The 12,834-nt window shown below is 43.7% G+C and carries 10 protein-coding genes and 1 pseudogene; 4 read left to right on the top strand and 7 right to left on the bottom strand.

Going from position 1 to position 12,834, the window contains the following annotated elements:
- The first annotated feature begins 38 nt into the window (after positions 1–38).
- Positions 39–944: a LysR family transcriptional regulator gene (locus L884_RS0120765; RefSeq protein ID WP_028769290.1), complete on the top strand. Its 906-nt coding sequence runs from the start codon at positions 39–41 to the stop codon at positions 942–944.
- Between the two features lie 81 nt (positions 945–1,025).
- Positions 1,026–1,673 carry a GntR family transcriptional regulator gene (locus L884_RS0120760; RefSeq protein ID WP_028769289.1) on the top strand — a complete coding sequence of 216 codons (648 nt, stop codon included), beginning with the start codon at positions 1,026–1,028 and terminating at the stop codon, positions 1,671–1,673.
- A 123-nt stretch (positions 1,674–1,796) separates the two neighbouring features.
- On the opposite strand, the gene L884_RS0120755 is transcribed toward L884_RS0120760, so the two are convergent.
- The 7 genes and pseudogenes from L884_RS0120755 to L884_RS0120725 all read right to left on the bottom strand — a co-directional run bounded on the left by L884_RS0120755 (position 1,797) and on the right by L884_RS0120725 (position 11,003).
- Entirely contained in the window at positions 1,797–3,065 is a 1,269-nt protein-coding gene (locus L884_RS0120755; protein ID WP_028769288.1) for a NupC/NupG family nucleoside CNT transporter, read from the bottom strand.
- Between the two features lie 181 nt (positions 3,066–3,246).
- On the bottom strand, positions 3,247–4,086 hold the full coding sequence (locus tag L884_RS0120750) for a 5'-methylthioadenosine/S-adenosylhomocysteine nucleosidase (protein ID WP_028769287.1): 840 nt from the start codon (positions 4,084–4,086) through the stop codon (positions 3,247–3,249).
- 357 nt (positions 4,087–4,443) lie between these two features.
- Positions 4,444–7,644: a DUF3427 domain-containing protein gene (locus L884_RS0120745; RefSeq protein WP_028769286.1), complete on the bottom strand. Its 3,201-nt coding sequence runs from the start codon at positions 7,642–7,644 to the stop codon at positions 4,444–4,446.
- Positions 7,645–7,834: 190 nt separating this feature from the next.
- A pseudogene (locus L884_RS22490) lies at positions 7,835–8,140 on the bottom strand (endoribonuclease YicC domain-containing protein); the annotation flags it as partial.
- Positions 8,141–8,190: 50 nt separating this feature from the next.
- Positions 8,191–9,498 carry a HipA domain-containing protein gene (locus tag L884_RS0120735; protein ID WP_028769285.1) on the bottom strand — a complete coding sequence of 436 codons (1,308 nt, stop codon included), beginning with the start codon at positions 9,496–9,498 and terminating at the stop codon, positions 8,191–8,193.
- A complete protein-coding gene (locus L884_RS0120730) occupies positions 9,485–9,733 on the bottom strand; it encodes a helix-turn-helix domain-containing protein (protein ID WP_028769284.1) in 249 nt (82 codons plus the stop codon). Before L884_RS0120730 ends, L884_RS0120735 begins: the two co-directional genes overlap by 14 nt.
- A 406-nt stretch (positions 9,734–10,139) precedes the next feature.
- Positions 10,140–11,003 (bottom strand): YicC/YloC family endoribonuclease, encoded by an 864-nt coding sequence (locus L884_RS0120725; protein ID WP_028769283.1) that lies wholly within the window; start codon positions 11,001–11,003, stop codon positions 10,140–10,142.
- Positions 11,004–11,263: 260 nt separating this feature from the next.
- Here L884_RS0120725 and rph point away from each other — a divergent pair, with 260 nt between their 5' ends.
- Both rph and pyrE read left to right on the top strand, forming a co-directional pair.
- Positions 11,264–11,977 carry a ribonuclease PH gene (gene rph / locus L884_RS0120720; protein ID WP_028769282.1) on the top strand — a complete coding sequence of 238 codons (714 nt, stop codon included), beginning with the start codon at positions 11,264–11,266 and terminating at the stop codon, positions 11,975–11,977.
- A gap of 119 nt (positions 11,978–12,096) precedes the next feature.
- The gene (pyrE, locus tag L884_RS0120715) at positions 12,097–12,738 is read left to right on the top strand and encodes an orotate phosphoribosyltransferase (protein ID WP_037411385.1); all 642 of its coding nucleotides are present in this window, start codon (positions 12,097–12,099) and stop codon (positions 12,736–12,738) included.
- Positions 12,739–12,834: the final 96 nt, after the last annotated feature.

The following is a 12,834-nucleotide window of genomic DNA, read 5'->3' as shown; positions in this document are numbered from 1 at the left end:
TAAATAGCACTATAGGGGCTTACCAAACGCAGGATGTTATGAATACCACTCAAGTTAGTTCAACAGGTGCCCGCTTACCGCAGTTATCTTGGTTTATGGCATTCAAAGCGGTGGCCGATAAACAAAGCTTTACCGAGGCTAGCCGCGAGCTGTGTTTAACACAATCGGCCATTAGTCAACAGGTTGCTAAGCTTGAGGCCGTGTTGCGTACTAAGCTATTTTATCGGGGTGGTAGACAGATCCAGCTGACAGAAGACGGCCAGCGTTTACTGCGGCAAATTAACCAACCTATCCAAGAATTAATGGGCGTGGTTGACGGTTTCCACAACGATGCTGATCACTATACACTGCACATTGAAATGGAGCCGGTATTTAGCCGGCAAGTGATCAGCAAGTTACTGCCTAAGTTTCTAGCCAAATACCCTAAGTTACTAGTCGGTCAAATGCTGACCACCAATCACTTTGATTTTTTACCGCAAACCGAATTGGCTATTAAGTGGGGCGACGGTGAATGGGAAGGCTTTGATTCGCAATTTCTATGTAGCTTAGATTACGTGCCAGTTTGTTCGCCTGAGTATTTAAAGCGCAAACCGTTAACTGTACCGGCAGACTTAGCCAATGCCAGTATTATTCATGACCGCGATAACTTCGACTGGCGTTACTGGCTTGACTACTATCCAGTGGCAAAGTTAGAGCTGCAAAAGTGCCATTATGCCAGTGAAAGCCAAGTGGTTATGTCGCTTGCGATGAGCGGGCTTGGTGTGGCTGTGTGTGCCTACCAGCAGATCCAAGAGGAACTGGCAGATGGGCGTTTGGTGATGCCGTTTCCAGAGTTAAAAGTGCGCCATCAGCGCGCGTATTATATTCTAACTCGCAAAAATAAAGCCTTATCACCCCATGCCATTAACTTTATGGAGTTTGTGCGCCAAGCGGTATTGGATTAACCCGACATTAGTCGAGTTTAATTCAATTGTTGAATTATTTACCATGATAACTACTCACGATTTGAGCCAGCAGTAACCAACATGAAAATCACCAAAGAAAGTGTAGAGTCACAAGCCATTCGCTATTTGCGTAGCCACATATTGGAAGGCCATATCAAGTTAGGCGCAAAGCTGGTGGAAAGTGCCTTAGCCAAAGAGCTAGAGCTATCGCGCAGCACAGTGCGCATGGCTTTAAATTCATTGGTCAACGACGGATTAGTGATCCAAAAGCCCTATTCAGGCTGGCAAGTGGTAGAGGTAAACGAGCAAGACTTGTGGGAGCTATACCACATGCGTTTAGCACTAGAAGGTGAGGCCGCAGCTATGGCCGCTAAGTGGGCCAGTAGTGATGATAAGCGCCGTTTAGCTGACTTTTTCCAAGAATACCAATTGCTGTGTTTACAACATGGTGACGATACTCGTCGTATTAGTGAGATGGACTGGCAGTTACATCTGCTGATAGTTGAGATCTGCGGCAGTGCGCGCATGCTCAATCAATACAAGCAAATACTTTACCCATTGCAGGCGTATATTGCGCTAACACATCAAGATTATGACTTATCAGATAGCGCTTCTAGCCATCAGGCTTTAGTGCAAGCGATCTGTTCAGGTAATGCTGTTATGGCAGCAGAACAAGCAAGGGATAATATTACCCCAATGTTCCGCAGCGCTGCAGTGCAAACCAATTAGCATAGAATATTAGCCATCTTTAAGCTGGCTAATCGCTAAAGTTAAGCTTTACAAAAACAAACAGGCCCATTTGGCAACTCGCCAAATGGGCCTGTTTTTTAGTTAGCGTATGTCATGAGCGGATTAAACAAAGCTCATAAACAAGCCCGCAATCGTTGCCGCCATTAGGTTAGACAAGATACCAGCGAACAGTGCTTTTAAGCCAAGTGATGCAATTTCAGAGCGACGCTCAGGCACCAAACCACCAATACCAGCAATCGCAATCGCTACCGTACCTAAGTTAGCAAAGCCACACAGTGCGAATGATAGGATCACTTGAGTGCGCTCAGACATCGGCAAGCCAGTTGATTCAACAATCATGTCACCCGTTAGGTAAGGTGCTAGATTGATATAAGCAAAGAACTCGTTGATGACAATCTTTTGGCCGATGAAAGAACCCGCTAATAGTGCTTCATCCCAAGCTACACCCATCAACCAAGCAATAGGCGCAAACAGATAACCTAAAATCATTTGTAGGCTAAGGCCATCAATACCAAACCAGTTACCAATGCCACCCAACATACCGTTCATTAATGCCACTAAGCTGACAAAAGCAAACAGCATAGCGCCTACAGCCATGGCGAGAGATAAACCGTTCATGGTACCGGTTGTTGCCGCATCAATAATGTTAGCTGGTGGATTTTCTTCAACGACCGCTAAGCTTTCATCTTCTACTTTTTCAGTTTGTGGGATCAACAATTTAGCGAACAATAGACCACCTGGCGCCGCCATAAATGAGGCTGCTAACAGGTACTCCATCTTAATGCCGAGCTGAGCGTAACCCGCTAGCATAGTGCCGGCAATTGACGCTAAACCACCACACATTACTGCAAACAATTCTGCACGGGTCATTTTTGGCATATAAGGCTTAATTAACAGCGGCGCTTCAGTCACACCTAAGAAGATGTTAGCGCTAGCAGACATAGACTCTGCCTTGCTGGTATTAAGGATTTTTTGCAGAGCACCACCCACAATGCGCACCACCCATTGCATAATGCCTAGGTAATAAAGCACCGCAGAAATGGCCGAGAAAAACACAATAATTGGCAGTACTTTAAATGCAAGTACAAAGCCGCCAGAGCCAAATAACTCATACATCTTGTCGCTAACCAGGCCGCCGAACATAAACGACATACCTTGGTTGCTGTAACCAATCACGGTTGAAACTGCTTCTGCCATATTAAAAATAACGGCTTGGCCAAACGACGAGTAGATGACGAACGCACCCATGACTAATTGCAGTAAAAATGCCATACCCACAGTGCGGTAGTTAATGGCTTTACGGTTTTCAGAGGCCAAAAACGCCACGGCAAGAATGGCGATGATGCCAACAATACTGATTAAAATTTGCATTGAATTTGTCTATTACTATCTAAGTTGATGAAAGGAGAAAGCGAGTTTTCTCCCCCAATGGATAAAACAACCTATAAACACTTTTTAGTGCGAATAAGCATCAAATTAACGTTTTAAAAGCGAGCGAAAGCGGGCGGGAATAGCAGTGTTATTCCCGTCTCTTATTCGTTTTTTACTGGTTTTAAAAGGTCTTAATTAATGCCTTAATGACATCAAGCACATAAACCTGACAGTCAATAGCCGTTTGTGGCTCAAACTCTTGTTTATGTTGGTCGGTATTAGACAGTACGCGAATACTCACAAAAGGCAGCTTGTAAGCTTCGGCAACTTGCGCAGCCGCAGAGGTTTCCATCTCTTCAACTGAGGTACCCATGGTTTCGTGGAACCAGTTAATACGGTCAACTTCGCGGTTCCATTCATCACAGCTACCAATTCTTCCTACAACCACTTTGCCATGGCTGTAACTGCTGGCTTGCGACAGGGCAACTTCAACAAGCTTAGGGTCAGCTTTAAAGTGATTGTGCTCAACCACCACACCGTTTTCACGCAGGTACATTGGCATATCGAAGTTCTGCCAAGTCGTAGGGTGGATGCCTTGGCCTTTTTCTACGAACTCGATTTTGTAAGCGCCCATGTTAAAGCTGGTTTCACCAATGACGATATCAGAGCGGTAAAGCTTAGGATCGTGGCCACCAGAGGTGCCCTGATTGATGATAGCTCTTGGCTGGAAGTGCTCAATACCAAGGGTGGTAGATGCGGCGGCGTTAGCCAAACCAATCTCGGTGCGCGACACCACAACTGGGTAGCCATCTAATAGGCCTTGCCAGAATGTCCACGAACCAAATGTTTTTTGTTGTACATCGTTTAGGGCGGCAACGAGGGTCTCGACTTCAACGTCCATCGCGCCTTGAACTAAGATAGGTTTTAGCATTTTTGAGGGTAACTTTTCATTGTGTGACTGGGTAGAGTTTACGTGTTCAGGGTCTAACTTTTCAGCTTTTGGCTGCTCGCAAGTTGGCATGACAAATAACTTCAAATGGAAAGTGCGCGGATGGTAGCAACGAGATTTGGGCTAAACAACGAAATGAAAAGTAAAATACTTGTTGCGGTTTCGGTGGCCTAAAAAGTGCACAATTCTTGACGATTATCGCTAAATTTATGCTGTTGTTACTACTTGTTTTGTAAGGATATTTCAAAACCTGCTTATTTGTTGAACTTGTAGAGTGTGGCAATGATTTTAAATTAGAAAACAGTGTTTAAAAAAACAGGCTAGTTGGTGGGGGCTATTGGAGTTGATTAGAGAGGAGTGGCGTACTTTTACTTTGAGAAAGAGCCACTCGATTAATAGTTGGGAACTGGGCTTATGGTTCGATACCTATCAGCCGACAGCTAGTTTAGCTGTGTCATGCCACATATATGCTGGCATAGCTTGTTTTAGCTTCCATGTAATATTCATTGGTTGAGAGCCTTCATACTTAACAAAGTCTACGGGCCCAAAATTAACAAACCCCATGGTCTTCCCATATTCATCTTTAGCTTGTTCTCTAACAAATAAGATAAATGTCTTGTTATTTTCTTGCTGGTTTATATAGCCCAAGCCCTTGCCTGAAGTTGGCTTGGCGCTGTTTTGGGTTTGCCAGTGAAATAGCGTCGGACTAATTGCGTAGTCATGGTACATGGTCGTTGCAGAAAACTGCTTTTCACATTTATCCAAGGTAACAAACAGCAGTTCTGTATTCGCTCCCGCAATATTAAGTACACCTTCTCTACTGGATGATTTCTTGTTAAATGTACTATCGCCAAACGCCACTAATATATGTTCCTTGGGATAACGTACATGCATCTTCAATGGCGAATTATCCACTACTTCATTGCTAACTGCAGGCATTTTAAATTCTTGTGTCGCTAAGCGTTCAATAAGCAGTGAAATAACCTCATTAAGCTCGTCTTGTAGTTTCTTATGTTTTAGCGCAAGTAAACTCTGCTCAATGGTATCAAATCCGGCTTGCTTACCCGTTTTATCCCAAAAGTCATAATGACACATGGTTGAGTGAAGCAGATTGTGTTGCTCATCTTTTGGCATGACACTGGTTTGAGTCGGTAGTGAGAAGTTACATTCACACAAAGCTTGTATGAACCGTAAATAAGAGATGGAAGTACAACTTAATAAGCGATTGTTGATTGCACGATAGTAAGCGGCATAAATGTCTAACTGGTTCTGTTGTACTTCCTCACCGCGGCTTGTTTCTACAAGTGCTCGCCAACCACCAAACTTACCTACTTTTACTTTATAGATATTCTCTAATGACAAGTCAGGATAGATATGTAGAAAGTTTGCTAGCGTAAGAGGTAAATCTGTCACGTTGGGGTAGTTTGAAATTAAGCCCAGCAGTCTGTTTTTGTTTAAGGTTGCTAGCGATATGTTCCTTAAGATTATTTGCTGCGTTTTTTCTTGCAGCTCTATTCGGCAGCCTAAAGGTAAATGTGGAAACCCTTGTTTGATCTCCTTTGAAATAGATTGGTTGGTTTTGCCGATAAGCGCTCTAAACTTATGCGAAAAGTCATACTCAGGACGAGAGTTACCAACGAAATCAATGACGGTGCAGCACTCTTTATCTTTAGTCAGTCGTAAGCCGCGACCTAATTGTTGAAGAAAGATAGTCAGACTTTCTGTTGGTCTTAAAAATAGCAAAGTATCTAGCTCTGGAATATCTACACCTTCGTTGAATATATCAACCACAAACAAAACGTTAATTTCTTTTGATTTTAAACGTTGCAGCTGAATGTCTCGTTCTTTTAAATTGTCACTGGTGAGTACGCCGCAAGGGATATTGCTTAAAGTAAATTTTTGCGCCATGAAGTTAGCGTGATCTTTACTGACGCAAAACGCCAATGCGCGCATCTGTGATATGTCAGTGACAATTTCTTCTAAGCTTTGCAGTATTCGCAAAACCCTTTGGTCATTGTGAGTGTAGAGCTTAGTTAGCTCGGCGATATCATAACGGCCTTTTGCCCATGAAATCTTTGTCAGATCGGTATCATCATCAACTGCAAAGTATTGGAACGGTGATAAATGACGCTGATTAATCGCTTCTGGTAATCTGATTTCAGCAGCAATGACGTTACAAAAGTCTTTAAGAATATCTGCGCCATCATGGCGCTCTGGTGTGGCTGTTAAACCGAGTAAAACTTGTGGCGTAAAGTGTTTTAGAATAGCTCGATAGCTGTTTGCAGCTATGTGATGGACTTCATCAATAACAATGTAATCAAAGTAATCTTTAGTTAATTGAATCGTCGCAAGTTGATTGTTTAAGCTTTGGATTGATGCGAATAACTGATTAAACTTTTGTGGTTTGTTTTGTCCTACGAGTAACTCACCAAACTGATTACTTTTTAAAACGCCGCGATATGCACTTCTCGCTTGTTTTAAAATTTCCTCTCTATGAGCTAAAAATAAAAACTTAACCTCTGGGTTTGCTGCATAAAACTCCGCAAAATCGAAAGCTGAGATAATAGTCTTGCCTGTGCCAGTTGCTGCGACAACAAGATTTCGATATCTACCATGAAGCTCTCGTTCTACTTTTAGTTTGTCTAAGATCGCTCGCTGATGTGAGTGAGGTTTGATATCAAAATAAAAGCTATGTGCGGATGTATCGTAAGTGTCTCTGGCTTCTTGCAAGGCGTTAACTAAGCGCTTTTTGCTTTGAGCCTTACCATCAAAATATTCGAAGTCGGGTGATTCCCAGTAGGTTTCAAATGTACTGAGAGATTTTTCAATAATATGTGGGATCTCTTGCGAGGTGATCTTTAAGTTCCACTCTAGGCCACTGGTTAAAGCTGAATGCGACAGGTTGGATGACCCGATATAACCAGTGTGAAAGCTCGAATTACGCATAAATAGATAGGACTTTGCGTGTAAGCGTTCCCTGTTGGTGTTATAGCTCAGCTTCACCTCGGTATTTGGCAAAGATGCTAAGAATTCAACAGCTTTGGCATCTGTCGCTCCCATATAGGAGGTAGTGATAATCTTTAGCTGTTTACCGCTGCGAGTAAACTCCTCTAGTTCTTTTTTAAAGATCCTGATCCCTGCCCATTTAATGAATGAGACCAGCCAATAGATTTTATCGGAAGATTGGATTTCTCGTTTTATTTCAGTTTCAAGAGATAAGCCTGCATTGCTCCCACAAAACAACTCGCTCTGAGTGAGTCCTGTTAGCGGCATGATGCCTTCAATGTACTTTGGCAAATCTGACGATATGGGATTTTTCTTATCGAGCAATGCGGTCAGGATTTTGCCTTGGCTATCAATCAGGTTTTCACTGATTAGTTCACTATCGCCAATGTTAGCACTAAGCCATTCAATGACTTTATTGGCTAAACTGATTTGCTCAAAAACACGATCATTGCCATTAGGCACAGAGTCGATTGCTATTTCGATTATTCGAGTTAAAAAGCGAGAGAGCCAAGAGGCCGCTTCACCATTTTCTAATGAACGTTCGCCAACATAGAAAGCTTTTCGATCTAATTTCTGTTCGACTAACTGAGTTATCAGTTGCTCGTATATGCCGGTTTGGTTCATAAAAAGTGCTTTAATTATTTTAAGTTAACTAAGAATAACCGAATTGATTAACAGAAATAAGTAGTGATGTTCAAACATGTTATTTGTGCTTGAAATCCAGATTTGCAGCCAACAAAAAGCCCTGCATTTAGCTGGGCTTTGTATCTTTTACGATTTGTCTTTTAAAGCGACTAATCCAAATGCAGAAAACTTACTCTACGTTCTGGATCTGCTCGCGCATTTGCTCGATGAGCACTTTTAGCTCTACCGCTGCGGCAGTCACTTCGGCGCTGATTGACTTCGACGCTAAGGTGTTTGACTCACGGTTAAACTCTTGCATCATAAAGTCTAGACGGCGGCCTTGTGCGCCACCTTTCTTAAGAATACGGCGGGTTTCTGCTACGTGAGCGTCAAGACGGTCCATCTCTTCGGCAACATCCATCTTCTGCGCTAGCAATACCATCTCTTGCTCCATACGAGCTGGGTCAAGTTCACCGGTGATTTCTGCTAAACGATTTGGTCAAGGCGGGTTTGTAGCATGGTGTTGATATTAGCGTTGTTACGTCGCTATAGCTCAATGTGCTTCATTTCTTCAACCTGAGTTAGGTAGTATTCACATCGTGCTTGAATGGTTGCTTTGTACGCTTCAACATACTCGGATTCTGCATCCGTAAGCTGCCCAGCTTGTTTTGCCGCTTTATCTAGGTTATCGATAATTGCTTTCGCCAGTTGCTTGAGGGTTAATTCAAGTATGTTTTGCTTAATTCCACATTCTTCAGCAAATGTCATTAATTGGTAGGCGTGGATCTTGTCAGCCTCGAACTCATCGCCAATAGCCATAGCAAGCTCTTGATCAAAATCAGGGTACATCTGCACGTTGACTAGATCGTACCATGGGGTCGGTTCAAGCCCATTAGCAGTGACATAGAATGAATAGTTTTTGCCATGCGAGTCTGCATTGCAGACGAGTAAGTTAAAGATTGTCCAACGAAGCATGTCAAACTTGGCTTGTGCAGGGTTAGCACAGTGCTCAGCGATGCTAAACAGTTTTTCTAGGCTTACTCCTTCACGGATATCTCGTACGTCACGACCACTACCAAGATGTCGTTCATATTTTCTTGCGACGGAAAATCCCAGAGCCTGACATGCGTCGATCTGGTGTCGACGCATTACAATATGGCGCTCAGGGTCGTACATGCGATCGAAGCGGGTGACGGATAATGCTTTGTATTTTCCTATTGGCATTATTTCTACTTGGGCCACCTGCATACCAATGAGGCCGGCAAGAGTCATGGTTATAAATTCATTGAGTACGAGGTACTGTTGACTGTTTTTTTCAAATTTAATGATGTGGGTTGAACAGAGCTGACCTTCACCAAATCCGTATTCTGTGTCGGTGTGGAATAGGTTTATTTTTGATTGAACCCCTGCAACTGAAAGACGTGGTTTTCCGTCCCAGACTTCCATTGGCCAATGTTCTGGGTCTTCGATTCGCTTGATAAGGTCTTCTTTGCTAATCGGGTTAAAAGACGTTACTGGTGGTTTGATGTTTTCAGGCAGATACAATATTGCACCAGAGGTATCGAACCCAATGCCTTTAATCAAAGCAAATGTATTACTTTTGGTAATACCTAGGGCTTCAATAAGGTGATCAAGCCCTTTATTTTCGGGTAGTAGATTGGTGAGGTAAATAGATATTTGCGAACTGCTAGCTTGCCCGTTAAGTGGGAGCTTTGGTGAAATAGCAAAACCATTTTGCTGCCAAGCTTTAGTATATTCAATAGAAAATTGTTCAGTGTCTATGTCAAAACTAATCGCCCCAATAATCTTGCCTCTAAAGTGCATCTCTAAGGTGTGAAAGTTAGAACCACTCATTGCTGTCCCCTAAGTTGTTTTCGCTGTTAGGAGTATCGACGGTCAGTTTTATACCAAGGCCACTGAGGATTTTGATGATAGTTGAAAAGTATACATCTTCACCTTTTTCTACTCTGATCAAGGTCTTCTTGGTAACACCACAAAATGATGCGGCGACTTCCTGCGTCATGTTAGCGGCCTTTCGGCGGTCTTTGATTAATTTGCCTAAGGTGCTTGGATCTAGTTGAGTGACCATGATGTTGCCAGTAAAAGTGTACTTATGGTTACTTTAGTGCTTTGTATGTCATGAATCAAGATTAAAGTGTAACAACCTACACTATTACCGTGAGTGACAACGATTTTACTTAAAAGTGCATGATCGTACACATTTAGATAATGTGTGCGGTTGTGCTCTTTAAAAGGGTTGCAAGATACACTTTTTGATGTGCAGTTTGAAAAGCAGTAAAAGCTCAGTAGTTGAGTGACTTTCCTGTACATATAAGGGATTCGATTTTGGATGGTTTAAAGGATAGAGCAAAGCGACTGATGGCTGAGTAATTAGAGGTTAACGTTCCAGTCAAAGAGCCTAATTTTCTCCATAAGGGCAAACAAAAGCCCAGCGATAAACTGGGCTTAAAACACTAACTTGAATCGATAGAGGTTTACTCTACGTTCTGAATTTGCTCGCGCATTTGCTCGATAAGTACTTTTAGCTCTACCGCTGCAGCAGTCACTTCGGCGCTGATTGACTTAGACGCTAAGGTGTTTGACTCACGGTTAAACTCTTGCATCATAAAGTCTAGACGGCGGCCTTGTGCGCCACCTTTCTTTAGAATGCGGCGGGTTTCTGCTACGTGAGCGTCAAGACGGTCCATCTCTTCGGCAACATCCATCTTCTGCGCTAGCAGTACCATCTCTTGCTCCATACGAGCTGGGTCAAGTTCACCGGTGATTTCTGCTAAACGGTTAGTTAGCTTATCACGCTGCCACTGCATCACTTGTGGCATGTGCTCACGCACGATAGCAACTTGCTCAACAATTTGGTCAAGGCGGGTTTGTAGCATGGTGTTGATTGCATCACCTTCGCGGCCACGGGCTTCGATAAATTGATCGATTGCCGAATCAAACGCCACTAGTAACTCTTTGCCAAGCGCGTCCATGTCTTGCTCTGAGCCTGACATTACGCCCGGCCAGCGTAGTACGTCAACCACGTTTAGCTCACCTTGACCTGCTTCATTTTTTACCCAGTTAGCAGCATTGATGATCTGCTTGGCTAGGTCTTGGTTTAGTTGCAGTTGGTTATCGCTCTTTTCGGCTAAGTCGTAGCGTAGATTTACTTCAACTTTACCGCGGTTAAGGCGTTTACGTAGACGATCTCTAAGAACAGGCTCCAAGCTGCGGAAATGTTCTGGTAGGCGCAGGTAGGTTTCTAGGTAGCGCTGGTTAACTGAACGGATTTCCCAAGAGGCTGTGCCCCAATCTGCTTTGTGCTCAATGCGAGCGTAGGCTGTCATGCTTTGGATCATTGATGATTTCCAGTGTGATTCGTCTAAGTGAGTTGTGATTATATACTCAAACAAATTCAAGGTGCATTTAATTTGCTCACGTAGCGCTATTGATGCGCTAACAGTGCGCGGCTTTTGGGCTCTATTGTTGTTATTGCACGCTTATACGCTAACTAAAAGGCTGTTTTCGGCTCAGTTGACTGATTCAGATAGCATAGTGGCGCACATATCCCTATAATATGCACCCAAATTACCCATGCCCTTAAATACAGGAATTCATCATGCGCCCAAGCAACAGAACTCCAGCACAGTCTCGCCCTGTGACTATTACTCGCCAGTTTACTGCTCATGCCGAAGGTTCGGTTTTAGTTGAGTTTGGTGACACCAAAGTACTGTGTACTGCAAGTTTTGAAGAAGGCGTACCGCGTTTCCTTAAAGGCCAAGGCCAAGGTTGGGTTACTGCTGAATATGGCATGTTGCCACGTTCGACTCATAGCCGTATGCAGCGTGAAGCCGCTCGCGGTAAGCAGTCTGGTCGTACCCAAGAGATCCAACGTCTTATCGGCCGTTCACTACGCGCTGCGGTAGACATGAAGCTACTAGGCGAAAACACGATTGTTATTGATTGTGACGTGATCCAAGCGGACGGTGGTACTCGTACTGCTGCGATTACTGGCGCATGTGTTGCGTTAGTTGATGCACTAAATTGGGCACGTGGTAAAGGTATTTTAAAGACTAACCCACTTAAGTTCCTAATTGCTGCGGTCAGTGTTGGTATTTATAAAGGCGAGCCAATCTGCGACTTAGAGTACGTAGAAGACAGCGCTGCTGAAACTGATATGAATGTGGTAATGACTGAAACCGGTAAGATCATTGAGATCCAAGGTACAGCAGAGGGCGAGCCATTTAGCCATGAAGAGCTAATGAGCCTGCTTGAGTTAGCTAAGCACGGTATTCGTGAAATCGTCGATACACAGAAAGCGGCGTTAAGCTAATTATTGTTTTTGTTATTAGGGCCCTACGGGGTCCTTTTTGTAAGTGAAGTAAAATTAAAAAATACCAATAATACTAATTAGTAGATTGAGTATTACCCCTACATTTTTAAGGAGAGATTGTGAAAGCCTATCAACGTGAGTTTATTGAATTTGCCCTAGAGCGTCAGGTACTTCGATTTGGCGAATTTACGTTAAAGTCAGGCCGCACTAGCCCTTATTTCTTTAACGCTGGCCTATTTAACACTGGCCGCGATTTAGCGCGTCTAGGTCGTTTCTATGCTGCGGCGCTTGTTGACTCAGGTATGGAGTATGACTTGCTATTTGGTCCTGCATACAAGGGGATTCCAATTGCAACCACGACTGCGGTAGCTCTGTGCGATCACCACGATATCGATATGCCTTACTGCTTTAACCGTAAAGAGAAGAAAGACCACGGTGAAGGTGGCAGCCTAGTAGGTAGCGATCTACAAGGTCGTGTAATGCTAGTTGATGACGTGATCACTGCAGGTACAGCGATTCGTGAATCAATGGAGATCATCGAAGCGCACAAGGCTGCATTAGCGGGTGTATTGATTGCGCTGGATCGCCAAGAGAAGGGCAAGGGCGAGTTGTCTGCAATTCAAGAAGTCGAGCGTGACTTTGGTTGTGACATCGTGTCTATCATCAAGCTTGAAGACTTGATCAACTACCTATCTGACAAGCCGGGTATGGAAGCGCAACTAGCATCTGTTAGTGCTTACCGCGATCAGTACGGGATTTAAAACGGAACGCTGCGCTCACGGATAACGGAACGCTGCGCTCACGGATAACGGAACGCAGTGCTTACGGATGACGGAACGCTGCGCTTACGGATAACG

Source organism: Shewanella fidelis ATCC BAA-318 (genome assembly GCF_000518605.1).
GTDB classification, from domain to species: domain Bacteria; phylum Pseudomonadota; class Gammaproteobacteria; order Enterobacterales; family Shewanellaceae; genus Shewanella; species Shewanella fidelis.
This window is presented reverse-complemented; position numbering and strand designations above follow the sequence as displayed.

What these genes read in the sequence shown, in the direction of transcription:
- L884_RS0120765 (WP_028769290.1), top strand. Translation starts at nt 39, where the DNA reads ATGAATACCACTCAAGTTAGTTCAACAGGTGCCCGCTTACCGCAGTTA.
- L884_RS0120760 (WP_028769289.1), top strand. Translation starts at nt 1,026, where the DNA reads ATGAAAATCACCAAAGAAAGTGTAGAGTCACAAGCCATTCGCTATTTG.
- L884_RS0120755 (WP_028769288.1), bottom strand. Translation starts at nt 3,065, where the DNA reads ATGCAAATTTTAATCAGTATTGTTGGCATCATCGCCATTCTTGCCGTG.
- L884_RS0120750 (WP_028769287.1), bottom strand. Translation starts at nt 4,086, where the DNA reads ATGCCAACTTGCGAGCAGCCAAAAGCTGAAAAGTTAGACCCTGAACAC.
- L884_RS0120745 (WP_028769286.1), bottom strand. Translation starts at nt 7,644, where the DNA reads ATGAACCAAACCGGCATATACGAGCAACTGATAACTCAGTTAGTCGAA.
- L884_RS0120735 (WP_028769285.1), bottom strand. Translation starts at nt 9,498, where the DNA reads ATGAGTGGTTCTAACTTTCACACCTTAGAGATGCACTTTAGAGGCAAG.
- L884_RS0120730 (WP_028769284.1), bottom strand. Translation starts at nt 9,733, where the DNA reads ATGGTCACTCAACTAGATCCAAGCACCTTAGGCAAATTAATCAAAGAC.
- L884_RS0120725 (WP_028769283.1), bottom strand. Translation starts at nt 11,003, where the DNA reads ATGATCCAAAGCATGACAGCCTACGCTCGCATTGAGCACAAAGCAGAT.
- rph (WP_028769282.1), top strand. Translation starts at nt 11,264, where the DNA reads ATGCGCCCAAGCAACAGAACTCCAGCACAGTCTCGCCCTGTGACTATT.